This window comes from Streptomyces poonensis (genome assembly GCF_014650915.1).
Classification (GTDB): Bacteria; Actinomycetota; Actinomycetes; order Streptomycetales; family Streptomycetaceae; genus Streptomyces; species Streptomyces poonensis.
In genome coordinates this window covers 1-26,360 of sequence record NZ_BMVW01000012.1, presented here as the reverse complement: position 1 = coordinate 26,360, position 26,360 = coordinate 1, and the positions used below count along the sequence as shown (strand labels likewise).

The following is a 26,360-nucleotide window of genomic DNA, read 5'->3' as shown; positions in this document are numbered from 1 at the left end:
GCCGCGTCTGCCGCCGGAGGCCGAAGTACGGTTCACTGGGCCGTGGCACGCCGGTAGGCGCGGTTCGTCAGTGGGACCACCACGACCAGGAGCACGGCTATCAGGATCAGGGAGCAGGACACCGGGTAGCGCAGCGGGAACGCCGGATCGTCGCCCATGCCCGTGGGATTGCCCCACAACTCCCGCATGGCGGTGACCACGGTGGTCACCGGGTTCCACTCGGCGACGGTCCGAAGCCAGCCCGGGAGGTTGTTGAGCGGGTAGAACGTCGCGGACAGGAACGCCAGCGGCATGACGATGACCATGGCCACCGAGTTCACCGCCTGCGGGTGGCGCAGGGCCAGCCCGATCAGCACACCGAGCCAGGCCATGGCGTATCCGAGCAGCAACAGCAGCAGGAAGCCCGCGAGCACCTCGAAGGGCCCCGCGTGCAGCCGCCAGCCGATGAGGAAGCCGACCGGGAGCATGGCCACGCAGGAGATCGCGTTGAGCACCAGGTCGGACAGGGTGCGGCCGATCAGGACCGAGATCTGCGCCATCGGCAGCGAACGGAACCGCTCGACCAGGCCGTTGTTCAGGTCCTCGGCCACTCCCACACCGGTGTTGATGACGCTGGAGAGCATCATCTGGGCGAAGATGCCCGCCATGATGTACTCGTGGTAGTCGCCCTGGGGCACCTGCATGGAGCTGCCGAAGAGGTAGCCGAAGACCACTACGAACATGATCGGCATCAGCGTGACCGCGATGATCTTCTGCGGCGTCCGCCTGAGGTGAGTCATGTGCCGCCCGACGAGGGCGGCCGAATCGCTCAGCAGGTAGGAGTACGTGCTGCTCATCGCTGCGTCACCTCCAGTTCGCCCACGTCGTGGGCGGCTTCGTCCGGCGCGTTCGACCCGTCGGGCCTCGACAGGCCCCGGTGGCCCGTGAGTTCCAGGAACACCTCGTCCATCGAGGGGCGGCGCACCACGAAGTCGAGCACCTCCACGGAGCTGAGCTGCAGTTCGGCCGCGGCCTTGGATACACCGGCGAATCCGGTCTCCAACGCCGCCGACACCCGTAGCCCGGTGTCGTCGATCACCGGCGCGGCGGAGCCCACGGAGGAGAGAGGGGCCAGCGCGGCGCGTGCCATCTCCGGGGTGCGCACGGTGATCTCCAGGCGCTCGCCGCCCACCGCGCTCTTCAGCTCGTCGGGGGTGCCCTCGGCAGCCAGCTTCCCCTGGTCGATCACCGCGATGCGGTGGGCGAGCTGGTCGGCCTCCTCCAGGTACTGCGTGGTGAGCAGGATTGTCACGCCCGCGGCGACCTGCTCGCGCACCATGTCCCACAGCGCCGTTCTGCTGACCAGGTCGAGCCCGGTGGTCGGCTCGTCCAGGAAGACAACCGGAGGGCTGGCGATCAGGCTGGCGCCGAGGTCGAGCCGACGGCGCATGCCGCCCGAGTAGGTCTGTACGGGCCGGTCTGCGGCGTCCGTGAGGCCGAACCTCTCCAGCAGCTCCTCGGCTCTGATACGGGCCTGCTTGCGGCCCAGGTGCATCAGCGTGCCCAGCAGCACCAGGTTCTCACGTCCCGTCAGTTCGCCGTCCAGGGCGGCGTACTGACCCGTCAGGCCGATGCGCTGCCGCACCTCGTGGGCCTGGGTCACCACGTCGTAGCCGGCCACCCGGGCCGAGCCCGCGTCGGGCTGGAGCAGGGTGGCCAGCATGCGCACCATGGTCGTCTTGCCGGCGCCGTTGGGCCCGAGGACCCCGTACACCGTGCCGGCCTCGACGGACAAGCCGACGCCCTTGAGCACCTCGTTGTCTCCATAGCGCTTCCGCAGGCCTTCCGCGGAGATTGCGATATCCATCAGACTCCTCACCACGCGTCGGCGAGATCCGAGGCAACCCAGGAACGCGAGATCCCGTTCGAGTGGCCCGCAGCGAATATCGCCCGCTACCTCAAAGACCTCATACGATCAGTGTCGAAACTATGTGCGCCAGGGTCCGAGAACCACCGGACTTCAATTTCTTCTAACCAACCGGCAGTGCGGGAAAAGGAATTACCGGACCAGCCGTACGGGCAACGCCTCCAGGCCACGTGTCGCGTTCATCTGGTACCGCAGTTCGTCCGGCCGCACGGCCAGTTCGATCCGCTCGAAACGGTCCAGCAGCGCGCCCAGGGCGAGTTCGGTCTGCAACCGGGCCAGGGGCGCCCCCATGCAGTGGTGCAGACCGTGTCCGAAGGCCAGGTGCCCGCCGGTCGGGCGACGGATGTCGAAGCGCTCCGGGTCAGGGAAGCGCGACGCGTCGTGGTTGGCGGAGCCGAAGGAGACCAGGACGAACTCGTCAGCCGGGATGCGCACCCCGCCGATCTCGACCGGCTGCGCGGTGATGCTGATGGTGGACAGGTGCAGCGAGTTGTCGTACCGGCAGAACTCCTCGACCGCGCCCGGCAGCAGGGACCGGTCGGCCCGCAGCGCGGCGAGCTGGTCGGGGTGGCGCAGCAGAGCGAGCACGCCGTTACCGATGAGGTGAGTGGTCGTCTCATAACCCGCGACCAGGAGCTGGAAGACCATGGACACCAGCTCGTTCTCGCTGAGCCGGTCGCCGTTGTCGCGGGCCTCGATCAACCCGGTGATCAGGTCGTCGGCCGGAGCTGCCCGCTTGTCGGCGATCAACCCGACCAGATAGGTGGCCATCTGGTCGGCGACCTGCTGGAGTTCCTCCGGCCGGCCCGCCATCGTCAGGATGTTCGACCAGGCCCCGAAGGTGGCCTGGTCGGCCTTGGGAACGCCGATCATGTCGGAGATCAGGGTGATCGGCAGGGGGTACCCGAGCACCTTGAGGAGGTCGACCTCCTCCTGCCCGGCGATGCCGTCGAGGAGCTGGGCCACGATCCGCTCGATCCGCGGACGCATGCCCTGGATCTGCCGGGCCGTGAACGCCTTGGCGACCAGCTTGCGCAGTCGGGTGTGGTCCGGCGGATCCATGTTGAGCATGTGGTTCACCAGCATCCGCTCGCCCAGTGACTTCTCGGGCTGCTCGGCGGGCTCGACGCCCATGCGCCGGGCGATCACCCGGGCGCTCCGCTCCGCGTCCTTGACCAGGCCGGGTTCGGTCAGCGCGGCGCGCGCCTCGGCGTAGCGGACCACCAGCCACATCGGCATGCCGTTGAGCACGAGGTGCGCGACCGGGGTCCGCTCGCGCAGCCGGGCGTACGTGGGGTACGGGTCTAGGAGGAAGTCCTCTGCCAGTACCTCGGGTTCCGGCGCCTGCAGGGTCTCCTGGGACATGGTGCGGGTTCCTTCCGGTCGGTCCGCCCCGCGTGGCGCGGACATGAGTGGGCGACGGCGGTGATGTTCCGCTGCCGCGCGGCAACGTGGCGGTGACCCCGTCGAACCGTTGATAGCAGCGCCCACGACGGCGTGCGGAGCCTGCATCAAGGACTTCGATGCGCCCCGTACGGGGCCGGCCACGCGGGTCCGCACCGGACGCGTCCTAGACCAGCGGGACGTCCTCCTGCCAGGCCCAGCCGTTCTCGTCGAGCAACCGCCGCACGCTCGTCACCGACCCGGAGTCCACGAGCAGTTCGACCAGACCGCGAGGCTGGTCGAGGGAGTGCTCGATGTGTACGTCCTCGATGTTGACCCCCGCGCCGCTCACCGCGGAGAACAACCGGGCGAGAGCGCCGGGCTGGTCGGGGACGGCCACCGGAACGGCGATGAACTCGGTGGGAAGGGCGCTGCGCTTGTCCGGGACCCTGGCGTGGCCGCGGTTGCCCCGCCACAGCAGCTCCTCCAGGTCCGCGAGAGCCTTCGCGCGCGCGGGCTCCTCGTCGCTGTCGTGGGCGCGCAGCGCGCAGATGATCCGGTCCAGGTCGCCCGCGTACGCCTCCAGGACGTCGGCGACCGCGTCGGCGTTCGCCGTCAGGATGTCGCTCCACAGAGCGGGGTCGCCCCCGGCGATGCGGGTGACGTCCCGCAGCCCCTGGCCCGACACCCGGATGTACTCGCCCTGCGCCTCCGCCAGCCGCGCGGCCATTATGGCGGAGACCAGGTGCGGGGCGTGCGAGGTCAGGGCCACGGCCTGGTCGTGGGCGTCGGTGTCCATGAGGATGGGTACACCGCCGCAGAGCGAGACCAGCTCCAAGCCCTGGTTGAGGGCCGCGCGGTCCGTTTGCGACGAGGGTGTCAGGACCCATGGCCTGCCCTCGAAGAGGTCGGGCCGGGCGGCGAGCGGCCCGGAGCGCTCGGCGCCCGCCATCGGGTGACCGCCGACATACGTGGCCGGATCGCCGCCGGCAGTCCGGATTTCGTCGTGCGGCCGCGCCTTGACGCTGGCGGCGTCCGTGTAGACGTGTGCCAGGCCCTTCTGCTGGCAGACTGCGAGCACGGCGCCGACGTGCGCGGGTGGCACGGCGAGCACGGCGAGGTCGACCCGGTCCGGTGGCGGTGCCAGGAATCCCGCACCGAGCGCCTCCGCGGTCCTGGCCGCCGTCGTGTCCCGGTCGTCCAGGTAGACGGTGACCCCGCTCTTGCTCAGTGCCAGGGCGATCGACGTACCGATCAGCCCCGTCCCGACGATCAGCGCGTTCTTCATGTGTCACGTCCCGCCGTGTGCCGGTCGTTCGCGGACCGCTCTGTCTGTGCGCGGAGGAAGGCGGTCAGCCGCCTGATGCCCTCCTTGATCTCCGCGTGGCCCAGATAGCTGAAGGAGAGCCGGATCGTGCGCTCGCCGCCCGACTCCGGGTGGAAGTACGACATGGGCGTCCAGATGACACCGAACTCCTGGGCCGAGCGCAGCAGTAAGGCGTTGTCCACGGTGAACGGGACGCGCACCGAGAGGAAGAAGCCGCCACTGGGCCGGTTCCAGCTGACGCCGCGCTCCCGCAGCCCCGCGGCGGTGAACTGCTCCTCGAGCTGTTCCAGCGTGACGCGCAGGGCCTCGCCGTAGTGCTTCGCGGGAATCTCGTTGTGCACGGCGAGACTACCCCCGGAGGCCAGCAGCGCCCCGGCCACCACCGCCTGGCTGAGCGCCGGCGTGTTCACCGTCACCATGCTTTTGATCTTGGTGAGTTCGTTGGCGAGGAGGCTGCTGCCCCGTTCGTCCACGACGGGCTGGTCGGCGACGACGAACCCGATGCGGGCACCGGGGAAGACCGTCTTGGAGTACGAGCCCAGGTGCACCACCCGGCGTGCCCTGTCGAGCGACTTCAGGGTGGGCTGCCGACGGCCCGGGCTGACGAGCCGGTAGGGGCTGTCCTCAAGGATGAGCAGGTCGTACCGCGCGGCGAGCGCGAGGAGTTCCTCACGTGCCGCTCGGGACATGGTGCTGCCCGAGGGGTTGGAGTGGTCGGGGACCACGTAGAAAACCCGGGGGCGCCGTCCCGCCGCCCGCTCGGCGACGACGGCGGCCTCCAGCACGGCGCAGTCGATGCCCGCCTCGCTCTCCTCGATCGACCGGAGCGTGATGTCGAGCAGCCGGGCGGCTCCGGTGATGCCGACGTAGCAGGGGCCGGCGACCAGCAGGACGTCCCGCGGGTCACCGAAGAGCGCCCTGAGAACCAGCAGCATCCCCTCCTGCGCGCCCACCGTGACGACGACGGACTCCGGCGCCGCGTCGATGCCCTCGTCGATGCGGAGCGAATCGGCGATGAGTTCACGGATGATCCCGGCCGTCGGACCGTACTGGTGGAGGGTGGTCCTGATGTCGTCGGGTGTCGCGCCACCGGCCGCCATATGATCGACGTAGCGGCGGATGTGCCCGAAGATCTCCTCCGTGTCGAAGAACCCCTCGTACGGCCTGCCGGGGGCGAAGGAGACGGCCTCGGGGAAACGGCCCGTGATCTCGTTCAGGAAGGTCATGGTGTCCAGAACCGGGTCGGACACGCTGCTGTGCAGCTGCTCCCGGCGCAGCTCCGCCTCTCCGGAGACGGGAGTGGGGGATCCGGACACGGGCAGGGCACCTGGAGCGGAGGCGGGCGCGCGCGCCGCGGCGACGGGCCCGCCCGGGGCGGTCAGCAGCGAGGCGTCCGCGGCGGCGACCGTGGCGGTCCCGGTCAACGTCATCGCCTCGGTCAGCTCGTCGACGACGAGATCGAGCACCTGGGCCACGCCCTCCTGGCCGGCGACGGCGAGCCCGTGCAGGACGGGGCGCCCCAGGAGGACGGCGTCGGCGCCCAGCGCCAGGGCCGTCAGGACATCGGCGCCGCGACGTACTCCGCCGTCCAGCAGGAGCGCGCAACGGCCGTCGACCGTGGAGGCGACCTCGCCGAGAGCCTCCAACGTCGGTCGGACGCCGTCAAGTTGGCGTCCACCGTGGTTGGAGACGACCACGCCGTTGACCCCCGCGGCGACCGCGAGCGCGGCGTCCTCCGCCGTCATCACGCCCTTGACGAGCACCGGCAGACGGCTCACCGACCTCAGCCAGCCGACGACCGACCAGTCGAGCGAGGGGTCCAGGCCGGTACGGCTGTGCTCAGAGGGGGAGGAGTAGTCGCCGCTCTCCGCCGGGAGGTTGGCGGGGGTGATGTGCCGCGGCAGCCGGAAGCCGTTGCGCAGGTCGCGCAGCCGGCGGCCGAGGCGCGGGGTGTCGACGGTGAGCACCAGGGCCTCGAAGCCCGCGCGCTCGGCACGCTCGACGAGGCCGCGAGTGATCTCGCGGTCGCGGAAGCAGTAGACCTGCAGCCACAGTGGGGAGTCGGTGGCGCGGGCGATGTCCTCGAACGACGTCCCGGCGAAGGTCGAGACGATGAAGGGGACGCCCGCGGCGCCCGCCGCCCGGGCGGTGGCGATCTCTCCCTCGGGGTGCACCAGCGTGTGGTAGGCCATTGGGGCGATCGCCAGCGGTGCCGCCCACTGCCGCCCGAGGAGGGCGGTGCGCGGATCGCTCTCCGCTGCACCGGTCAGGACGCGGGTGCGCAGCCAGGTGCGCGTGAACGCCTCCCGGTTGGCGGCGAGGGTGCGCTCCTCGCCCGCCCCGCCTTCGATGAAGTCCCAGACGTCGGGCTGCACGCGGGCGCGGGCCCGCGTCTGGAAGTCGTCGAGAGACAAAGGGGGTCGTGCGGACGGCTCGATGGGGTGAGCAGTCACGAGATCTCCCGGGCACGCTCCACGGCCTCGTAGAGCGCTCGGATGTTGGAGCTGCCGAAACCCTGGGCGCCCTGCCGCTGGATGAGTTCGAAGAAGAGCGTGCGTCGCTCGAACGGGGACCGGGTGAAGAGCTGGAGCAGGTAGCCCCACTCGTCGCGGTCCGCGAGGACGTTCGCCTTGCGCAGGTCGGCGATCGCCTCGTCGAGGTCGCTGATCCGCTCCGTCAGGGCGTCGTAGTACGTGCCCGGCGTTTGCAGGAACTGGACGCCGCGGGACTCGAAATCCAGGACGGCGGGGACGATCTCGTCGACGAGGAACGCCAGATGCTGGACACCGCCGCCCCCGTTGCGCCGCAGGAACGCGTCTATCTGACCCGCCTCCCTGGTGGGGTCGGGCTCGATGATGGTGAAGGTGATCCCGGCGGAGGGGCTGCGGACCACGATGGAGTCCATGGCCTGCTCTCCGACGGTGACGTACTCGCTGTAGTACTGCTCGAAGCCGAATCCGTCGATGTAGAAGCGGACCACGTCGTGGAGCCGACCCGCTTCCAGGCAGATCGCGATGTGGTCCAGGAGGCGCAGCTTGGGGGCGGCGCCGACGGGGGTGGCCGGGGTCGGCACCGGGGTCCAGGACCAGCCTTCGGGCAGCCCGCGCTCCTGGCCGGCGGCGCGCTGGACGAGGGTGTGGCGTACGTTGCCGAAGCCGGACAGGACGGGCGTCGGCGAGCCGGCCGGGGCCAGGCTGACGGCTCCGGCCGCGATCGCGGTCTCCCGCACCTCGGCGGAGTCCGCGCAGGAGAAGGCGATGTCGCAGATGCCGTCCCCGTGCGCGGTGAGGAACTCGGCGGCTCGCGGCCCCGCGGAGACGATGAGATGGAGTTCGTTCTGGACGAGAAGTACCGAATCCAATCCTTCCGCGACACCTTTAGCCTTTTCGCGGAAGTCGAACATCGACACGAAATAGTCCGTGGTCTTCTGCTGGTCGCTGGTGTAGATCTCTATGTACTCTACGTCGTGCGCGGTCACTTTGTTCCCCATCCGACGATTGCCTCGCGTGTACAACTCGCTGAAAAGCAGCCTAGGCAGTGGGTGTCGGCGCGAGGGAGGCCAGATTAAATAAATTGCATACCGTTGTGGGGGGCGACTCCGCCGGTGGTGGTTCCGGAGCCATGTGGCCGCAGCCAGGTGACGTGTTCGGGGAGCCGGGGCCAGACCTCGGGCGTGTAGAAGTGGCCGCCCGGGAGTCGGGTCGCTTCGAACCCCTTCGGGCTGAGCAGCCGCCACCGCTCGGCGCCCTCCTCGGTCCCGTCCTGCTCGCCGTACAGCACCTGGACCGGAACCGGCGCCCGCTCACCGTCGCGGTACCGGTAGCTGTCCATGACCCGCATGTCGGCGCGGAGAAGGTCGACGGCCATCCGCAGCACGTCCGGGACGCCCCGCAACTCCTCGGGGATCTGCTCGTTGCCGATCATCCAGTCCAGCAGGACCCCGTCGGTGTCGTCGGGGCCGGGCACCGTGTGCTTCACCTGCTGCCAGTGCGAGGGCGCGTCCGCGCCGGAGGCGATCAGCGCCTCGGGCGGGGCGACGGCCGCGCGCGGGGCGCGGCGCGCCAGGTCGAAGGCGACCCAGGCACCCATGCTGTGGCCCATGAGTGCGTACGGGCGGCCGGCGACGGAGCGCACCCCCTCCAGGGCATCGCTGATCAAACCGTCCCAGTCCGCGGCGAACGGCGTGCCGAAGCGGCTCTCGCGCCCGGGATAGCAGTACAGCGCGAGTTCCACGTCGTCGGGCAGGGCATGGGCCCAGGGCCGGAAGAGGGCCGTGCCGCCGCCGCAGAAGCTGAGGCACAGCAGGGTCCGGGTGGCCCGGGGGCGCGGCAGGGGGCGGAGCAGAGACCTGGACACCTTGGACTCCCTCGACGTCTGCGGCTGACGCAGGAGACCGTACCCGGCGGCACCGGGCGGCGGAGCAGGTGCCGTGAATTCTTCAATGGCTTTTCGGCGGGCCAGTGAGACATACGCTCCGACGCCATGCGGAAAACGCTCGCACGAACCCGTACCGAAGACGACAACCAACCCTTTTTCGGGCGGGTTCGGTGGCCTGTGGAAACAACAGGAGCGGAGTAGTCAACAGCTTATCGAATTCGTGATCCCTCAACACTCGATGATGTTCACCGCCGACCCACCCCGGGCGGTCTCCTTGCACTTCACGCTCATGCCCGCCCCGGTCTCCTTCATCGTCTTGATGACCTTTCCCAGGGACACCTTGTGCGAGCCGGCCTGCCCGGCGTACCGATCCGCGGACCGGACGTCACCATCGGCGGCGCGGGTCGTTCGGGACGGCGTTGCGGTTGACCGTGATGCCGACTCGTGGAGACGGTGCTCGGCCTGCTGCCCGTGCCAGGCGAGCGGAAGCGGCATCCCGCTCAGGCCACGGTCTACTCCGCGTCCCCGAAGCCCGCGACCACACGCAGCCGATAGCCCAGTGCTTCCGCAGAGGCCCGAAGCCTCACCACCTCGGCCCGGTCCGTCTCACCGTGCTCGAGCGCGAAGACGCGAGGCGCCGAGACCTCCATGGACGCGGCGACCTGGTGCGGGGTTAACTGTCGACTCCCCGAAGCGGTCGACGAAGTGCGGGACACCGGCCTTGGCCAAGCGGGAGAGCGCGTCGTGAAGAGTGACGGGTGGGTTGCGCTACTCCGCCGCCAGCCGGATGACGGTTTCACGCACCTCACAGGGCCACTCCTCGTAGAGCTCGCAGAGATAACTGTCCGGACCCACGACACGCGGACCACGCTCGGCCGACTCTCCAGCAGGGAAGTCGTCGAGGTTCCAGGTGATCAGTGCCCCGGCGCTCCCCGCGATTGCGGCTGCCGCGTGATGCCGGTCATCGGGGTCACCCCCCGGGCATGAGGTCGACGAGATGTACGTACTCACCTCGTCGATCTCGCAGTCCGCGAAGAACTGTCGAATCGGCCCGGTGACCGCCGCGGCCGAAGCAGCCGAAGCGGCCGAAGCGGCCGAAGCGGCCGAAGCGGCCGAACGCCGTTGCTCACGGACGAACACACGCTCCCTACGCGCCTGGAACGCCAGGACATCGGCAAGACGCACCACCCGGTGGCTACTGCCAGGCAGGTGGGCCGAGGGAATCCCACCAGAGTCCAGGAGCCGGACCACGAACGGCCGGGACAGGCCGGGCAGCTCAGCAGCCTCCTTCGGGGTCAACTCGGTCTCCGACGCGAGAACGGTCACCGCATGCCCGGCAGCCAGCTCACCGGCGGAAGCGATCAGTATCCGAGCCAGCTCGGAAGGCAACACCAGCTCAGAACCGTCGGCCGTCCGCAACACCGCCTGGACGTCGTCGGCACCCAGACGACTTGCCTCCCTGAGCACACCCCGGTGGGCGAGCTCGGTAGCCGCGGTCGAGGAGTAGTAGGTCGAGTCGAAGGCGAAAACGACCCGCACGACGCGTGCGCCACCGCAAACCCGGCACCACAGGTCTGCCGCCTACCCATTCGGGCCTGGCGTTTCAGGTCACCCACCCCTCCCCCGGTCGGCCGTCCGGGCGTCGTGTCCTACGCGTGCCGTTACGGATGGTGAACAGCGGTCTACAGCAGTGTCTCCGGTCACCTGCACTGCGGACCGCACTCCACGAAACCGCGAGTCACGGGCTCACTCCCGCCCAAGCGCCGTCGCTTCCCAAGCTCAGGGCCTAGAAGCCATCGTCACGGACCAGCCTTCACACGGGCCTGCTCTACAACTCCGCATCCCAGCGGGCTCGCAGTGACGCACCACCGGCGAGGCTGTCGTCGAGGAAGCCGGACAGCTCTTGAAGGGCGCCCAAGACGCGTTGAAGGTTGGAACGACGTTCACCATTGGCGATGGTGAGGTGGAACCAGATGAGGGGGTCAGCCCACACCCTTCGATCCGGCTGCGAAAGGAGCTCGCAAAACTCTCTGTAACTGCGCACCCGTCCATCGGGTTCGAGGATGACGTCGGTGCCGAGGCTGGTCTGGGTCGCGTAGTAAATGTCACAGGCAGCGAACGCTACATGGACCTTCAGTATCAGGGCAGCCAGCTTCGTGTCGTCCTTCGCCGACAGACGCAGGAACGGTATGTCGTGGCGGGTACGAGTCATCTGGGCAAACAGGCATGCGGTCATCCAGATGCTGGAGATCAGGGCGACGCCTGTTCCGGCGAACCAGTCGGCGTTCTTGTCATCGATGTCCTGCGGTTTGGTGAGGACCTGAGCAGGTCGGTAGCAGCCGTGGCGATCGATGGCAGTGGCGTAGAGAGAGAGCCGATGGTGCACTTCAGCAGTGTGCCACCTTAGGGGGTTGAGGTATGAACCGTTGTGGGTCTCGCGTTGAGTTCGCTTGATATCCAGCCGTTGCTGTCGGCTGGTCAGCCACACGAGGCCCATGGAGATGACACCTGAGGTCAATACCGAGACCAGCGTTACCGAGAGGGTGTTCACGCAACTGTCTCCTTCGAGCATGTGCTACAGCGGCCGGGGACAGACTCGTCACGAGAGCCCGCTGGGATGGCCTCCCCCTCAAGACCTGCCCTGATGGCTGAGTCCGGTAATCCCAGGCCTGACGGGCGCATGGCCTGGCCGCGCACAACGAACGCACCAGATCAAGCTGACTGCCGTCGGTTGAGGCTCGTGCCACAACCGTGCCGGATACAGGGGTCAGCCACGGTCAACGAGGATGCTCCGCGGCCGCGCCACCGACTGCCTTACCAGGTACCGAACCACCAGGTCAGCAGCATGATCCCCCAGCCTCTCCCCCAAGGCGGTTGTCTGATGCTCACCGAGCCCACGCCAGGTCATGCTCGCTACGGGGGTGGTGCCCGGTGGCTCCGTCCCTGGTATGTCGGCGTCGTGTCACAGCACGTCCGGGTGCTGTCACGTTTCCTCGACAGCGCTTGGCGGTGACTTCCGGGTGCGCGCAGAGTCTTCAGTACAGCGATATAGCAGTACGGCAGTACGGCAGTACGGAAGCAGCACGGCACCAGGGCGGGGCGGTATCCGCCTCCCCGCCGATCGTTCCACCCTTGTGGAGGCGCGCCATGTGTTCCCACCAGCCCCTGTGCCCCTCGGCCGATCGTCCGGACTGCGACTCCGCGCGCATCGTCGCCTTCCACCCCGAGCAGAGCTGGAACCTGCTGTGCAACGGTGCGATCGTCTTCGACGACACCGGTGAGATCCTGCCTGACGGCACCGTGATCGCCCCGCGGCGCGTGTCCGCTGGGCAGCCCGCCGTCGAGGAACTCGCCACCGCCGCCTAGGGCAGCACCGCGAAGCCGTCCAGCTCCACCAGCGCTCGTTCGTCCCAGAGGCGTACGACTCCGACGACCGCCATCGCGGGGTACGTGCGGCCCACCATCTGCCGCCACACCTCGCCCAGTTGAGCCGTACGGGCCCGGTACTCCGCGACGTCCGTGGCGTAGACGGTGACCCGGGCCAGGTCGGCCGGAGTGCCGCCCGCGGCCTCGAGTGACGTCAGCAAGTTGCCCAGCGCCCGCTGGAACTGCTCCGGGAGCGTGTCCCCGACGATCTTGCCATCGGCGTCGAGTGCGGTCTGACCCGCCAGGAAGACGACCCTCGTCCCCGTCGCGACCACCGCGTGGGAGAAGCCCGTTGCCGGGGAAAGGCCGGCAGGGTTGACGCGCTTCATCCGGTGCGCGTCCGTGGTGCTCCGCTCGGTGCCCATCAGCCGTACAGCTCCTTCGCGATGATGCCCCGCTGCACCTCGCTCGCCCCCTCGTAGATCCGCGGCGCCCGCACCTCCCGGTAGAGGTGCTCCAGGAGGTGGCCGCGGCGCAGGGCGCGGGCACCGTGGAGCTGGACCGCCGCGTCGACCACGTACTGCGCCGTCTCGGTGGCGAGCAGCTTCGCCATCGCCGCGCGCTTCGGGACGTCCGGGGCTCCCTCGTCGTGGGCCGTGGCCGCCGCGTACACCATCAGGCGTGCCGCCTCCGTCCGCACGGCCATCTCGGCGACCTGGTGGGCCACCGTCTGGAGGTCCTTCAGCTTGCCGCCGAAGGCGTCCCGGCGCGAGGTGTGTTCGACCGTCGTGTCCAGGGCCGCCTGTGCCATGCCGACCGCGAAGGCGCCCACGCTCGGCCGGAAGAGGTTGAGCGTGGTCATGGCGACCCGGAAGCCGCTGTTCGGTTCGCCCAGCACGTCGTCCGCCGTCACCGGTACCGCGTCGAAGGTGAGGGTGCCGATGGGGTGCGGGGAGAGCATGTCGACGGCGGTGCCCGTGAGGCCGGGGCGGTCCGCCGGGACCAGGAAGGCCGTGACGCCGCGGGCGCCCGCGCCGGGGGCCGTCCGGGCGAAGACGGTGTAGAAGTCGGCCTCGGGGGCGTTCGAGATCCCACTTCTCGCCGGTGAGCCGCCAGCGGCCGAGGAGGGCACCCGTGCCGGTGCCGTCGCGGTCCGCCCGCAGCGCCAGCGCCGCCGCGTCCGAGCCCGCGCCCGGCTCGCTCAGCGCGAACGCCGCGATCGCCTCGCCGGCCGTCACCCCGGGCAGCCAGCGGGCACGCTGCGCGTCGGTGCCGTAGGCGTGGACCGGGTGGGCGCCCAGGCCCTGCAGGGCGAGGGCCGTCTCCGCCTCGGTGCAGGCGTAGGCGAGGGACTCCCGGGTCAGGCACAGGTCCAGCGCGCCGGAGGTGAACAGGCCGCGCAGCAGCCCCAGTCGGCCGAGCTCCGCGACGAGCGGGCGGTTGACGCGGCCCGGCTCGCCCTTCTCCGCGAGGGGCCGCAGGCGTTCCGCCGCGAGGGCGCGCAGCTCGGTGCGGCGGGCGAGCTGCGCCGGGGAGAGCGAGAACGCCGTCATCCCGGATTCCTCCCTCTCCGCCCGTGAGCCGTGAGCCGTGAGTCATGAGCTATGAGCTATGGGCTGTGAGCTGTGAGTGCGCACCTTCGACCGTATCGCGACTGGTTGACTGCCGTCACCGACTCGACACGTTCCGGTCGGGAGTTCGTTCGGGAGCAAGGGACGCTGCACGGCGCGGCAACCGGCGGCGCCGTGTCCGCTCTAGCGTGGCCGCGTCCCTGCCTGGCACTTTTCCCCGTGCCTGGCTTCTCCCCCTGCCTGGCTTCTCCCCCTGCCTGGCTTCTCCCCCTGCCTGGTACTTCCCAGAACGAGCGAGGAAACATCACATGCCGTACATCACCGTCGGCCAGGAGAACTCCACCTCCATCGACCTCTATTACGAGGACCACGGGACCGGGCAGCCGGTCGTCCTCATCCACGGCTTCCCGCTCGACGGGCACTCGTGGGAGCGGCAGAGCGCGGTGCTGTTGGATGCCGGTTACCGCGTGATCACTTACGACCGCCGCGGGTTCGGGCAGTCGAGCCAGCCGACCACGGGCTACGACTACGACACCTTCGCGTCCGACCTGAACACCGTGCTGGAGACCCTCGATCTGCGGGACGCCGTCCTCGTCGGGTTCTCGATGGGCACCGGTGAGGTCGCCCGCTATCTGTCCACGTACGGTTCCGCCCGGGTCGCCAAGGCCGCCTTCCTGGCCTCCTTGGAGCCCTGGCTGCTCAAGAACGACGACAACCCGGACGGGGCCGCCCCGCAGGAGTTCTTCGACGGTGTCGTCGCGGCCGTCAAGGCGGACCGCTACGCCTACTACACCAGCTTCTACGAGGACTTCTACAACCTGGACGAGAACCTCGGCACGCGGATCAGCGAGGAAGCCGTCCGCAACAGCTGGAACGTCGCCGCGAGCGGCGGGTTCTTCGCCGCGGCCGCCGCGCCGACGACCTGGTACACCGACTTCCGGGCCGACCTCCCGGCCGTCGACGTCCCCGCCCTGATCCTGCACGGCACGGGCGACCGGATCCTTCCCGTCGAGGCCACCGCACGGCCGTTCCACAAGGCGCTCCCGTCCGCCGACTACGTGGAGATCGAGGGCGCCCCGCACGGCCTGCTGTGGACCCACGCCGAGGAGGTCAACGCCGCCCTCCTCGCCTTCCTCCGGAAGTGACCGAGGGGCGCCGGGCCGCCCACTGCGGGGGCCCGGCGCCCGGCAGCCTCCTCCCGCCTTCGCCATCCGCCCTCCTTCTCGACATCACGAGGTGTCCATGCAGTTCGGGATCTTCTCCGTAGGAGACGTGACCCCCGACCCGACCGACGGCCGTACTCCTTCGGAACGTGACCGCATCAAGGCCATCGTCGCGATCGCGCTGAAGGCCGAGGAGGTGGGGCTGGACGTCTTCGCGACGGGTGAGCACCACAACCCGCCGTTCGTACCGTCGTCCCCCACCACCCTGCTCGGCTACATAGCGGCGCGGACGGAGCGGATCGTCCTGTCCACCGCGACCACGCTGATCACCACCAACGACCCGGTGAAGATCGCCGAGGACTACGCGATGCTCCAGCATCTGGCCGACGGCCGGGTGGACCTCATGATGGGCCGCGGCAACACCGGGCCGGTGTACCCGTGGTTCGGTCAGGACATCCGGGAGGGCATCAACCTCGCCAAGGAGAACTACGCGCTGCTGCGGCGCCTGTGGCGCGAGGACGTGGTCGACTGGGAGGGGAAGTTCCGTACGCCGTTGCAGGGGTTCACGTCCACGCCGCGCCCGATGGACGGTGTGCCGCCGTTCGTCTGGCACGGGTCGATCCGGTCACCGGAGATCGCAGAGCAGGCCGCGTACTACGGTGACGGCTTCTTCCACAACAACATCTTCTGGCCCGTCCACCACACCAGGCAGATGGTCCAGCTCTACCGGCGCCGGTACGCCTTCCACGGTCACGGCCGTCCCGAGGAGGCGATCGTCGGGCTCGGCGGGCAGGTGTTCATGCGGAAGAACTCGCAGGACGCCGTGCGCGAGTTCCGTCCGTACTTCGACAACGCGCCCGTCTACGGACACGGGCCGTCGCTGGAGGAGTTCACCGCGCAGACGCCGCTGACGGTCGGCTCCCCGCAGCAGGTCATCGAGCGGACGCTGTCCTTCCGCGAGACCGTCGGGGACTACCAGCGCCAGCTGTTCCTGATGGACCACGCGGGCCTGCCGCTGAAGACCGTGCTGGAGCAGCTCGACATCCTCGGCGAGGAGGTCGTGCCGGTGCTGCGCAAGGAGTTCGCGATCGGCCGGCCGGCCGACGTGCCGGACGCGCCCACCCATGGCTCGCTGCGGGACGCGCGGGCGGTGACCGCCGGATGAGCCAGATGAACCCGATGAGCCAGATGAGCCAGATGAACCCGGTGAACCAGATGAACCCGATGAACCGGACGAGACTCGTCGCTGTGTCCGCGGGGCTGAGCACCCCGTCCTCCACCCGTCTGCTCGCCGACCGTCTCGTCCAGTCGGCCCGCGACGACCTCGCCGAACGGGGGCAGGAGGCCGAGACACACGTCGTCGAGCTGCGGGACCTGGCCGTCGCGGTCGCCAACAACCTCGTGACGGGGTTCCCCGCGCCGCCCCTCGCCGCCGCGATCGACGCCGTGACGGGAGCTCATGGGCTGATCGTCGTGACGCCGGTGTTCACCGCCTCCTACAGCGGGCTGTTCAAGTCCTTCTTCGATCTGATCGACCCGGACGCCCTCACCGGCAAGCCGGTGCTCGTCGCCGCCACGGGAGGAACGGCCCGCCATTCCCTCGTCCTGGACCACGCCCTGCGTCCCCTCTTCTCCTACCTGCGCGCCGTCGTCGTCCCGACCGGGGTGTACGCGGCCTCCGAGGACTGGGGCAGCGGTGGTGACGCCTACACGGAGGGCCTGCCCGGCCGCGTACGGCGTGCGGGTGGTGAGCTCGCGGAGCTGATGTCCCGTGGCCGTGGCGAGGAGGGACAGGAGGAACAGGAGGAACAGGAGGGACACGAGGCGGACGACGACGTCACCGCGCTCGAACGGCAGCTCTCCGATCTGCGCTTCGACTGAGAGCCGACGAGACATGGCTCAGCCGTATCGTCCCGGTGCCGCCGACGGCATCTCGGTCGTCCACGAGGTCGTCGTGCACGTCGTCCTCGCGGACGAACCGCCGGTCCCGCTGCCCGCCGAGCTGCGCTACGACAGCACGGACCCGTACGCCGTGTGTCTCTCCGTGGGTCCTGCAGGTTCTGCAGGTTCTGCAGGTTCTGCAGGAGCGTCGTCGACCGGCACGGTCGACTGGGTGTTCGCCCGCAGCCTGCTGGCGGAGGGGCTGACCCGGCCCGCCGGCGTCGGAGACGTGCTGCTGGTTCCGCGGTACCGCAGGCGGCCCCCCGCCGTGCGCGTGATCGTCCGGTCGGCCGCGGGAGCCGCCGCGCTGGACCTCGCGGCGTCCGCGGTCACCGCGTTCCTGGAGCGAACCCACATGGTGGTGCCGCCGGGCACGGAGGGAGCCCACATCGACCTGGAACGCGTCGTGGCGGAACTGGTGGCGGGGAGCGAGTGAGCAGGAACCGGTGGCCGTGGCAGCAACGGCAGCGGCTGGAAGGGCGGACCGGGCCGAGGCCCGTCCACGAGAGTTCCGGAAGTTCTCGGAAAAGATGCGGGCAGCCATGTCGAGAACCCGTGACCGGCTCCGTCCCCGTACTGAAGGCGACCACAATGGGCCGCATCAGCATCGAGGAGTATCACGATGGCCAAGTACCTGCTGCTCAAGCACTACCGCGGCGCTCCGGCTCCGGTCAACGACGTGCCCATGGACCGGTGGACGCCCGAGGAGATCTCGGCGCACATGCAGTACATGCACGACTTCGCGGCCCGGCTCGAGCAGACCGGCGAGTTCGTCGACGGGCAAGCGCTCGCCCCCGAGGGGACGTGGGTCCGGTACGACGGTGAGGGCCGCCCGCCGGTCACCGACGGCCCGTTCGCCGAGACCAAGGACCTCATCGCCGGCTGGATGGTGATCGACGTCGACAGCCACGAGCGCGCCGTCGAGCTGGCCGGGGAGCTGTCGGCAGCCCCAGGGGCGGGCGGGAAGCCGATCCACGAGTGGCTCGAGGTGCGCCCGTTCCTGGCCGCGCCGCCCACCGTCACGGAGTGACCTCTCAGGTGTCCCATCAGGTGTCCCATCAGGTGTCCCAGATGAACGAGGCCCTGCTCAGGAGCCTCACGCCGAGTGTGCTCGCCGTCCTCGTCCGCCGCGGAGCCGACTTCGCGGCGGCCGAGGACGCCGTGCAGGACGCGCTGGTCGAGGCGGTCCGCGTCTGGCCGGCCACCCCTCCGCGGGATGCGAAGGGGTGGCTGGTCACCGTGGCCTGGCGGCGGTTCCTCGACGCGCGGCGGGCGGACGCCGCTCGCCGCCGGCGCGAGGACCTCGTCGACGAGGAGCCGGCGCCCGGGCCCGCGTCCGCGGTGGACGACACGCTGCAGCTCTACTTCCTGTGTGCCCACCCGTCGCTGACGCCGGCGTCCGCCGTCGCGCTCACGCTGCGCGCCGTCGGCGGGCTGACCACCCGCCAGATCGCCCAGGCCTGTCTGGTGCCCGAGGCGACCATGGCGCAGCGCATCAGCCGGGCCAAGCGCACCGTGGCCGGTGTGCGGTTGGACCGGCCCGGCGACGTCGCCACCGTGCTGCGCGTCCTGTACCTGGTCTTCAACGAGGGCTACTCCGGCGACGTCGACCTCGCCGCCGAGGCCATCCGCCTCACCCGGCAGCTCGCGGCCCGGGTCGACCACCCCGAGGTGGCGGGGCTGCTCGCCCTCATGCTGCTCCACCACGCCCGCCGCGCCGCCCGGACCGCGCCCGACGGCAGCCTGGTACCGCTCGCCGAGCAGGACCGCGGCCGGTGGGACACCGCCTCGATCGCCGAGGGCGTCGACATTCTGCAGGCGGCCCTCGCCCGCGACCGGCTGGGCGAGTTCCAGGCCCAGGCCGCCGTCGCCGCCCTCCACGCCGACGCGCCCACCGCCACGGAGACCGACTGGGTGCAGATCGTCGAGTGGTACGACGAGCTCGCGCGCCTGACCGACAGCCCCGTCGTCCGGCTCAACCGCGCGGTCGCCGTCGGCGAGGCCGACGGACCACGCGCCGGGCTGGCGGCGCTCGCGGCGCTGGACGCCTCGCTGCCCCGCCACACCGCGGTGGCCGCGTACCTCCACGAGCGCGACGGCGACCTGGCGACGGCGGCACGGCTGTACGCCGAGGCGGCCCACAAGGCACCCAGCCTCGCCGAGCGCGACCATCTGACGCGCCGGGCCGCCCGGCTCAACACCCTCCGCCGCCACTGACGGGTCGCACCCGGATTCCGGTCGACGGCTCCGGGGCAGCGCTTGACGGCGTCTCAGTAGCGCACCGCCCGGTGCACCACCGCGCGCACCTCGCCCGTCAGCTCGCGCGTGCTGTGGGCGTTGGCCTCGCCCGACTTGCCGGCGGGGACGTCGTTGATGGTGAGGACGACCGTGTCCAGCAGGTTGCCGTCCTGGTCGGTGAAGTCGACCTGCACGGCGAAGGACTTCTGCGCGTCCGCGCTGTTGTGCGCGGTGACCGGGACCGTGGCCGGTCCCTGGCTGCCGGTGATCGGGTCGCCGAGCACCACGTCCCCCTTGGCGTCGACTCCGCCCTTGATCTGGTCGAGCTTGCGTCCCGCCTCGGCCTTCGCCGACTCCAGCGCCCCGGCTGCCTGCGAGGAGAGCGAGGACGCGGCGGAGGAGGCCGCTCCGCCCAGTGACTGCGCCGCCGACGCGGCCGGGCCGGAGGGAGCGGAGCCGCCGCCCTCGTCGGAGCAGCCACTCAGCGCGGTCACACCCACCGCCACCGCCGCTGCCAGTGCCGCTCCCGTCGCCCAGTGTGCCCGGTGACTCGCCATGTCGCCTCCAGGATCTCGTGCGTCTTGTGCAGTCACGCGGGCGAGCGCCACGCTCCGGCGGCGCCCACCCGCACAGGGAACCGGCGCGCTCACACGCAACCGGTTTCTCCACTGACCTCCGCTGACCTCCGCTGACCTCCGCTGGCCTCGGCTGCCGAAGGAACCGCTGTTCCCGGGCAGCCGGCGCTGACGGTGCTGATCCTTTCCTCGCCGGTTTTCCGCGAGGTGCAGCTGATACGGCATGAGCTGTCCGCCTCCGTCGACCGCGACCGGCGCAAGCCGACACGTACGGCCTGGGACGCGGCCGGTACTTCGTACGCTGCCGTACCCATGCTCCGAGTATCACCGACGGTATGCGAAAAAGACCCCGGAATGCCCAGCCGACCACGGTGATTGAGACGCCCGCCCGACGCGCGACTCCGACCGTATCGCCATATCGCGAAGAGTTGACCGCCGTCACCGACTCGCTACGCTCCAGGTGCGAGCCCGCCACTGCACCATCACCGCAAAGGGGGCCCACCGCCATGGAGACCTCGATCTCGGCCCACAAGGACACCTTCGCCCGCGATCACCTTCCGCCCCGCGACCAGTGGCCCGAGCTTCTCCTCGGTCCGCCCGTGCCGCGGTACCCGGCCCGGCTCAACTGCGCGGCCGAGCTGCTCGACGGGGCGGGGGCCGGTCCAGGGCGCCCGGTCTTCCGTACCCCCTCCGGCGAGACCTGGTCGTACGGCGGGCTGCGCGCCCGCGTCGACCGGATCGCGCACACGCTCAGCACCGTCCTCGGGGTCGTCCCCGGCAACCGGGTGCTGCTGCGCGGGCCCACCACGCCCTGGCTGGCGGCCTGCTGGCTGGCCGTGCTCAAGGCCGGCGGGATCGCGGTCACCGTCCTCGCGCAGCACCGGCCGTACGAGCTGGCCACCATGTGCCGCATCGCCCGGGTCGGCCACGCCCTGTGCGACGCGCGGTCCGTCGACGACCTCGCCGGGGCCGGGGTTCCCGGGCTGCGGATCACGACGTACGGCGGTGACGCGCCCGACGACCTCTTCCGTCTGCCGGCGCCCGCCGAGCCGTACGAGGCCCTGGACACCGCGGCCGACGACATCGCGCTCATCGCGTTCACGTCCGGCACGACCGGGCGCCCCAAGGGGTGCGTGCACTTCCACCGCGATGTGCTGGCGATCGCGGACACCTTCTCCGAGCATGTGCTGAAGCCGCGCGCCGACGACGTGTTCACCGGCAGTCCCCCGCTCGGATTCACCTTCGGGCTCGGCGGGCTCGTCGTCTTCCCGATGCGGGCCGGGGCGAGTTCCCTGCTGCTCGAACAGGCGGGCCCCCGGCAACTGTTGTCCGCTGTCGCCGAACACCGGGTGTCCGTCCTCTTCACCGCGCCGACGGCGTACCGGACGATGCTCAACGAGTTGCGAACAGGATCAGGGCAAGGCCGCGCGTACGATCTCTCCTCCCTGCGGCGCTGTGTCTCGGCCGGCGAGAACCTCCCCGCGGCCACCTGGCGGGCCTGGTACGAGCGCACCGGGCTGCGGATCATCAACGGCATCGGCGCGACCGAACTGCTGCACATCTTCCTCTCCGCGGCCGACGAGGACATCCGGCCCGGGGCGACCGGGGTTCCCGTACCGGGGTGGCACGCGCGCGTGCAGGACGAGGAGGGAGCCCCCGTGCCCGACGGCACGCCCGGCCTGCTGGCCGTGCGCGGGCCGGTGGGGTGCCGGTACCTCGCCGACGCACGGCAGTCGGAGTATGTGCGGGGCGGCTGGAACATCACCGGGGACACGTACGTCCGCGGGCCCGACGGCTACTTCCGTTATGTCGCGCGCGCGGACGACATGATCATCTCTGCCGGGTACAACATCGCGGGTCCGGAGGTCGAGGAGGCCCTGCTGCGCCACCCGGACGTGGTGGAGGCGGCGGTCGTGGGGCGGCCGGACGCGGAGCGCGGGCAGGTGGCCGTGGCGTACGCGGTCGTACGGCCCGGAGCGGCACGGGACGCGGAGGCGCTGCGTGCCCGTCTCCTGGAGGAACTGGCCCCGTACAAGTGCCCGCGCGAGATCGTGTTCCTGGACGCGCTGCCCCGCACCGCGACGGGCAAGCTCCAGCGGTTCCGGCTGCGTGGCGGTGACATCGAGCACGCCGACCAGCCTGTCGACCAGTGCGACGACCAGTGATGACATCCTCGGCAGCCTCGACGGCGGCGCACGCCGACGTAGTTGAACACTTAAAATGATCAACGTGTCCGAGCAGCACGCGCAGCACGCCCCGCGTTCCCTCATCGTGACCTTGTACGGCGCGTACGGTCGCGCCGTGCCCGGTCCGGTGCCCGTGTCCGAGCTGATCCGGCTGCTGGCCGCGGTGGGCGTCGACGCGCCCTCCGTACGGTCGTCGGTGTCGCGGCTGAAGCGGCGCGGACTGCTGGTACCGGCCCGTACGGCGGCCGGGGCGGCCGGGTACGCGCTGTCGGCGGAGGCGCGGCAGCTGCTCGACGACGGCGACCGGCGCGTGTACGCGACGGCGTCCCCGGGCGAGGACGAGGGCTGGGTGCTGGCCGTGTTCTCCGTACCGGAGTCGGAGCGGCAGAAGCGGCATGTGCTGCGCTCCCGGCTGGCCGCCCTCGGTTTCGGCACCGCGGCCCCCGGGGTGTGGATCGCCCCGGCGCGGCTGTACGAGGAGACCCGGCACAGCCTCCGGCGGCTGGGGCTCGATCCGTACGTGGACCTGTTCCGCGGTGAGCACCTGGGGTACGCGGCGACGGCCGAGGCGGTGGCGCGGTGGTGGGACCTGACCGCGATCGCCAAGCAGCACGAGGCGTTCCTCGACGCGCACGCGCGCGTGCTGCACGCGTGGGAGGCGCGCACGGACACCCCTCCGGAGGAGGCGTACCGGGACTACCTGCTCATGCTGGACTCATGGCGTCAGCTGCCGTACGTGGACCCCGGGCTGCCCGCCTCGCTGCTGCCCGGCGACTGGCCGGGGGTGCGGTCGGCGGCTGTCTTCCGGGCGCTGCACGGACGCCTGAGGGATGCGGGGGCCGTCTTCGTCGGAGTCTCGGGAGACGGAGCGGACGAAGCACGGTGAGTGACGCCCGAAGCGTGATCCCGGGCACATTTCCGTTCACTTAGACAACCCTCAGAGTTCTCCGCACCTCTTCTCAGGATCCTTGCCTAGCGTCGTGACGCATGAGTCTCCTGCGCAATCTGAACCGGGCGCTGACCGCCACGACCGGTCTCCAGGTGCGGCGGGCCGCACCGCCGGCACCCGCCGAGCCCGAGGCGGCGACGTCCAAGGGGGTGGCGTCCAAGGCCGCGGCGAAGAAGCCCACGCCGGTGTACCGATGTCCCGGCTCCGAGGATCTCGCCACCGACCGGCTGCTGAGGCAGCCGGTCTTCATCATGTCCCCGGTGCGCTCCGGTTCGACGCTGCTGCGGATGCTGCTCAACGCGCACTCGCGGCTGCACGCCCCGCACGAGCTCCACATACGCCGGCTGGAGGTCGGCTACGGCAGCAAGCTGTCACAGAAGGCGATGAGCGCCCTCGACCTGGAACGCGGTGACCTGGAGCATCTGCTCTGGGACCGGGTCATGCACCGGGAGCTGGTCAGGTCCGGCAAGGACTTCGTCGTCGAGAAGACGCCCAGCAACGCGTTCGTGTACCGGCGCATCCGGGACTGCTGGCCCGACGCCCGGTTCGTCTTCCTGCTGCGCCACCCCGTCTCCATCGCCCGCTCCTGGCACGAGGGCGACCCCGGCAAGCGCACCTACGAGGAGGCCGCGGCCGACGCGCTGCGCTACATGAAGGCCGTCGACAACGCCCGCAAGGGCATCACCGGCGGATACACCGTGCGCTACGAGGAGATCACCGCCGACCCCGAGAAGGAGATGCGGGGACTGTGCACGTTCCTCGGCATCGACTTCGAGCCGGCCATGCTCGAGTACGGCAAGAAGAACGACAGTCAGGTCGTCAAGGGCCTCGGTGACTGGCGCGACAAGATCAAGAGCGGTGCCGTGCAGACGGGCCGCGCGCTGCCGGCGGACGACGAGATTCCGGGACTCCTGCGTCCCATGTGCCAGGCGTGGGGTTACAGCAAGTGAAGCCACACGCCGAGATAGACGAGGTCTGGCCGCGCGACGGCCGCATCAGACTCGTCGGACGCATTCACGGGCGGACCACTGACGGCACCGACGGCACCGACGGCACCGACGGCACTGACGGCGTCGACGGCGACTGGCGGCTCGTACTGATCCGCCGTGCCCACCCCGGCCGGCGCCTGGACTACCCCGCGCGGCTCCAGGGCGACCGCTTCGAGAGCGAATGGCCCGTCGCCGACCTGGCCGCGTCCGACTACGCGGCCGTCGAGGAGTGGGACATCCACCTCAGCGACGGCTCCACCGAGCTGCGCGCGGGACGGCACCTCGACGACGTCCGCGGCAAGAAGAAGATCTTCGTGTACCCGGAGCAGCGCGTCGGCGGTCTCGCCGTGCGCCCCTACTACACGGTGAAGGACAACCTGTCGCTGGAGTGCCGCAGCCGCACGGGAGGCACGGCATGACCGATCGCCGCCCGCGCCGCCCCCTGCCGAAGATCCGCTATCTGCTGCTGCACGCCTACGGCCGCGGCGGCACCATCCGTACGGTGATGAACCAGGCCAACTCCCTCGTGGCGGCGGGCTGGGACGTCGAACTGGTGAGCGCGGTCCGGCGCCGTGACGACGTCCAGTTCCCGCTCGACGAGCGCGTACGGGTCTCCACGGTCGTCGATCTGCGCGAGGGCGCCCGGACGCAGCCGTCCGGTCTGCTCGCCCGCTGGCGCGACCGGCGCCGCAGCCGGCTGCTGGAGGAGCCCGCCCGGCACATCCCCCAGGGCGAGTTCGGCTACCGCTACTTCAACCGGTACCTCGAGGACGAACTCATCGCGTACCTGCGGACGCTGACCGACGGCATCCTCGTCACCACCCGCCCCGCGCTGAACTTCCTGGCCGCCGAGCACGCCACGGGCGGCGTGATCCGCGTCGCCCAGGAGCACATGAACCACGGCACGCACCGGCGCGACGTGCAGAAGCGCATCCGGCAGACGTACCCGACGTTCGACACGGTGGCCGTGCTCACCGAGCGCGACCGGGAGGAGTACGCCGAACTCCTGCCCGGTACCCGCGTGGTGCGCATCCCGAACGCCGCTCACTCCCTCGACCAGGCGCCCGCCGACCCCGGGGCGTCGCGGATCGCCGTGGCGGCCGGCCGGCTCGCCCCCCAGAAGGGCTTCGACATGCTGATCCCTGCCTGGGCGAAGCTCGTCGGGACACACCCCGACTGGCAGCTGAGGATCTACGGCAGCGGTGAGAAGAAGGCCCAGCTGCGGGCCCTCATCGAGAAGCACCACCTGTACAACCACGTGTTCCTGATGGGCCACACCGACCGCCTCGACGACGAGCTCGCCAAGGCGTCGTTCTACGTCCTGAGTTCACGCTTCGAAGGCCTGCCGATGGTGATGATCGAGGCGATGAGCCACGCTCTGCCCGTCGTCAGCTTCGACTGCCCGACCGGCCCCGCCGACGTCCTCACCCACGGGGTCGACGGCCTGCTGGTGGCGCCCGAGGACCCCGACGCGCTCGCCGACGCGATGGCCAGGATGATGTCCGACGAGAAGCTGCGCGCCGAGATGGGGACCGCGGCCGTCCTCACGGCCGCGTCGTACGGCCCGGACGCCGTCCACCCGCGCTGGGAGAGCCTCTTCACCGAACTCAGCGAACTCGGCGGACTCGGCGGACTCGGCGGAGTCGACGGATCTGGCGGACCCGGCGGACCCGGCGGATCGGCGTCGGTGGAGCCAGTGGAGTCAGCAGGCTCACCGGCCTGAGCGAGCTCAGCGAATCCCCCCACGAACAACGGCGCCACGGCGGCGCCGCGAAAGGACAGCACGTATGACCACCACGTCCAGGACTCAGGGAGCCACCGTCTGGCTCACCGGGTTGCCGAGCGCGGGCAAGACCACCATCGCCCGCACACTCGCCGGACGCCTGCGGTCGGAGGGGCACCGCGTGGAGGTCCTCGACGGTGACGAGATCCGCCGCTTCCTCTCGGCGGGCCTCGGCTTCTCCCGCGAGGACCGCAACACCAACGTCCAGCGCATCGGCCTGGTCGCCGAGGTCCTCGCCCGCAACGGCGTCCTCGCGGTCGTCCCCGTCATCGCCCCGTACGCCGACAGCCGCGAGGCGGTGCGCAAGCGCCACGACGCCAGCGGGACGCCGTACTTCGAGGTGCACGTCGCCACTCCGGTGGAGGTGTGCAGCGAGCGGGACGTCAAGGGGCTGTACGCGCGGCAGGCCGCCGGGCAGCTGAAGGGCCTGACGGGTGTCGACGACCCGTACGAGCCGCCGGCCGACCCCGCGCTGGTGCTCCCGACCCAGTCGCAGACCCCCGAGGAGTCGGCGGACGCGGTGCACGCGCTGCTGGCGGCGAGGGGTCTGGCATGACGACCGTCGCGACCGTCTCCGAGGAGACCGGCAGCCCGTACGCCCTGTCG

24 protein-coding genes and 2 pseudogenes are annotated in these 26,360 nt (G+C 70.4%); 13 read left to right on the top strand and 13 right to left on the bottom strand.

Annotation, left to right across the window (positions count from 1 at the left end):
- Positions 1–32: 32 nt before the first annotated feature.
- The 10 genes and pseudogenes from IE242_RS25485 to IE242_RS25435 form a co-directional block, all read right to left on the bottom strand.
- Positions 33–836, bottom strand: a complete 804-nt coding sequence (locus IE242_RS25485; RefSeq protein ID WP_189863137.1) for an ABC transporter permease — start codon at positions 834–836, stop codon at positions 33–35.
- Positions 833–1,846: an ATP-binding cassette domain-containing protein gene (locus tag IE242_RS25480; protein ID WP_189863135.1), complete on the bottom strand. Its 1,014-nt coding sequence runs from the start codon at positions 1,844–1,846 to the stop codon at positions 833–835. The genes IE242_RS25485 and IE242_RS25480 overlap by 4 nt, the downstream gene beginning before the upstream one ends.
- A 192-nt stretch (positions 1,847–2,038) precedes the next feature.
- Complete coding sequence (locus IE242_RS25475) at positions 2,039–3,271, bottom strand: cytochrome P450 family protein (protein WP_189863126.1); 1,233 nt, start codon at positions 3,269–3,271, stop codon at positions 2,039–2,041.
- A gap of 205 nt (positions 3,272–3,476) precedes the next feature.
- Entirely contained in the window at positions 3,477–4,577 is a 1,101-nt protein-coding gene (locus tag IE242_RS25470) for a prephenate dehydrogenase (RefSeq protein ID WP_189863123.1), read from the bottom strand.
- Complete coding sequence (locus IE242_RS25465) at positions 4,574–7,069, bottom strand: aminotransferase class I/II-fold pyridoxal phosphate-dependent enzyme (protein ID WP_189863121.1); 2,496 nt, start codon at positions 7,067–7,069, stop codon at positions 4,574–4,576. Before IE242_RS25465 ends, IE242_RS25470 begins: the two co-directional genes overlap by 4 nt.
- Positions 7,066–8,106 carry a 4-hydroxyphenylpyruvate dioxygenase gene (gene hppD / locus IE242_RS25460; RefSeq protein ID WP_189863119.1) on the bottom strand — a complete coding sequence of 347 codons (1,041 nt, stop codon included), beginning with the start codon at positions 8,104–8,106 and terminating at the stop codon, positions 7,066–7,068. The genes IE242_RS25465 and hppD overlap by 4 nt, the downstream gene beginning before the upstream one ends.
- 74 nt (positions 8,107–8,180) lie before the next feature.
- Positions 8,181–8,972: a thioesterase II family protein gene (locus tag IE242_RS25455; protein WP_189863117.1), complete on the bottom strand. Its 792-nt coding sequence runs from the start codon at positions 8,970–8,972 to the stop codon at positions 8,181–8,183.
- 627 nt (positions 8,973–9,599) lie between these two features.
- A pseudogene (locus tag IE242_RS39565) lies at positions 9,600–9,749 on the bottom strand (hypothetical protein); the annotation flags it as partial.
- Positions 9,750–9,761: 12 nt separating this feature from the next.
- On the bottom strand, positions 9,762–10,532 hold the full coding sequence (locus tag IE242_RS37975; RefSeq protein WP_229859432.1) for a helix-turn-helix domain-containing protein: 771 nt from the start codon (positions 10,530–10,532) through the stop codon (positions 9,762–9,764).
- A 289-nt stretch (positions 10,533–10,821) separates the two neighbouring features.
- Entirely contained in the window at positions 10,822–11,544 is a 723-nt protein-coding gene (locus IE242_RS25435; RefSeq protein ID WP_189863113.1) for a hypothetical protein, read from the bottom strand.
- A gap of 596 nt (positions 11,545–12,140) precedes the next feature.
- On the opposite strand from IE242_RS25435, the gene IE242_RS25430 reads away from it, so the two are divergent.
- Positions 12,141–12,359 carry a DUF5999 family protein gene (locus IE242_RS25430; protein WP_189863112.1) on the top strand — a complete coding sequence of 73 codons (219 nt, stop codon included), beginning with the start codon at positions 12,141–12,143 and terminating at the stop codon, positions 12,357–12,359.
- Here IE242_RS25430 and IE242_RS25425 read toward each other — a convergent pair.
- Both IE242_RS25425 and IE242_RS25420 read right to left on the bottom strand, forming a co-directional pair.
- Entirely contained in the window at positions 12,356–12,784 is a 429-nt protein-coding gene (locus tag IE242_RS25425) for a RidA family protein (RefSeq protein ID WP_229859430.1), read from the bottom strand. The genes IE242_RS25430 and IE242_RS25425 overlap by 4 nt on opposite strands.
- Positions 12,784–13,912: pseudogene (locus tag IE242_RS25420) on the bottom strand (acyl-CoA dehydrogenase family protein). The gene IE242_RS25425 and the pseudogene IE242_RS25420 overlap by 1 nt, the downstream one beginning before the upstream one ends.
- 326 nt (positions 13,913–14,238) lie before the next feature.
- Here IE242_RS25420 and IE242_RS25415 point away from each other — a divergent pair.
- The 6 genes from IE242_RS25415 (at position 14,239) to IE242_RS25390 (ending at position 19,251) form a co-directional block, all read left to right on the top strand.
- Entirely contained in the window at positions 14,239–15,075 is an 837-nt protein-coding gene (locus IE242_RS25415; RefSeq protein ID WP_189863110.1) for an alpha/beta fold hydrolase, read from the top strand.
- A 97-nt stretch (positions 15,076–15,172) separates the two neighbouring features.
- Positions 15,173–16,258, top strand: coding sequence for an LLM class flavin-dependent oxidoreductase (locus tag IE242_RS25410; protein WP_189863108.1), 1,086 nt, complete (start codon positions 15,173–15,175; stop codon positions 16,256–16,258).
- A 59-nt stretch (positions 16,259–16,317) separates the two neighbouring features.
- Complete coding sequence (locus tag IE242_RS25405) at positions 16,318–16,974, top strand: FMN reductase (RefSeq protein ID WP_189863468.1); 657 nt, start codon at positions 16,318–16,320, stop codon at positions 16,972–16,974.
- Positions 16,975–16,987: 13 nt separating this feature from the next.
- On the top strand, positions 16,988–17,470 hold the full coding sequence (locus IE242_RS25400; RefSeq protein ID WP_189863106.1) for an SsgA family sporulation/cell division regulator: 483 nt from the start codon (positions 16,988–16,990) through the stop codon (positions 17,468–17,470).
- A gap of 186 nt (positions 17,471–17,656) precedes the next feature.
- On the top strand, positions 17,657–18,064 hold the full coding sequence (locus IE242_RS25395; protein ID WP_189863104.1) for a YciI family protein: 408 nt from the start codon (positions 17,657–17,659) through the stop codon (positions 18,062–18,064).
- Positions 18,065–18,105: 41 nt separating this feature from the next.
- Positions 18,106–19,251, top strand: a complete 1,146-nt coding sequence (locus IE242_RS25390) for an RNA polymerase sigma factor (RefSeq protein ID WP_189863466.1) — start codon at positions 18,106–18,108, stop codon at positions 19,249–19,251.
- Between the two features lie 53 nt (positions 19,252–19,304).
- Here IE242_RS25390 and IE242_RS25385 read toward each other — a convergent pair whose 3' ends face one another.
- The gene (locus tag IE242_RS25385; RefSeq protein ID WP_189863102.1) at positions 19,305–19,829 is read right to left on the bottom strand and encodes a hypothetical protein; all 525 of its coding nucleotides are present in this window, start codon (positions 19,827–19,829) and stop codon (positions 19,305–19,307) included.
- A 524-nt stretch (positions 19,830–20,353) separates the two neighbouring features.
- Here IE242_RS25385 and IE242_RS25380 point away from each other — a divergent pair.
- The 6 genes from IE242_RS25380 to cysC all read left to right on the top strand — a co-directional run bounded on the left by IE242_RS25380 (position 20,354) and on the right by cysC (position 26,310).
- Positions 20,354–22,012: an AMP-binding protein gene (locus IE242_RS25380; RefSeq protein WP_189863100.1), complete on the top strand. Its 1,659-nt coding sequence runs from the start codon at positions 20,354–20,356 to the stop codon at positions 22,010–22,012.
- A gap of 55 nt (positions 22,013–22,067) precedes the next feature.
- Positions 22,068–22,919, top strand: coding sequence for a PaaX family transcriptional regulator (locus IE242_RS25375; RefSeq protein WP_189863098.1), 852 nt, complete (start codon positions 22,068–22,070; stop codon positions 22,917–22,919).
- A gap of 101 nt (positions 22,920–23,020) precedes the next feature.
- Entirely contained in the window at positions 23,021–23,932 is a 912-nt protein-coding gene (locus IE242_RS25370; protein WP_189863096.1) for a sulfotransferase family protein, read from the top strand.
- Complete coding sequence (locus IE242_RS25365; protein WP_189863094.1) at positions 23,929–24,390, top strand: hypothetical protein; 462 nt, start codon at positions 23,929–23,931, stop codon at positions 24,388–24,390. The genes IE242_RS25370 and IE242_RS25365 overlap by 4 nt, the downstream gene beginning before the upstream one ends.
- A complete protein-coding gene (locus IE242_RS25360) occupies positions 24,387–25,694 on the top strand; it encodes a glycosyltransferase family 4 protein (protein WP_189863092.1) in 1,308 nt (435 codons plus the stop codon). Before IE242_RS25365 ends, IE242_RS25360 begins: the two co-directional genes overlap by 4 nt.
- 64 nt (positions 25,695–25,758) lie before the next feature.
- The gene (gene cysC / locus IE242_RS25355) at positions 25,759–26,310 is read left to right on the top strand and encodes an adenylyl-sulfate kinase (RefSeq protein WP_189863090.1); all 552 of its coding nucleotides are present in this window, start codon (positions 25,759–25,761) and stop codon (positions 26,308–26,310) included.
- Positions 26,311–26,360 lie beyond the last annotated feature (50 nt).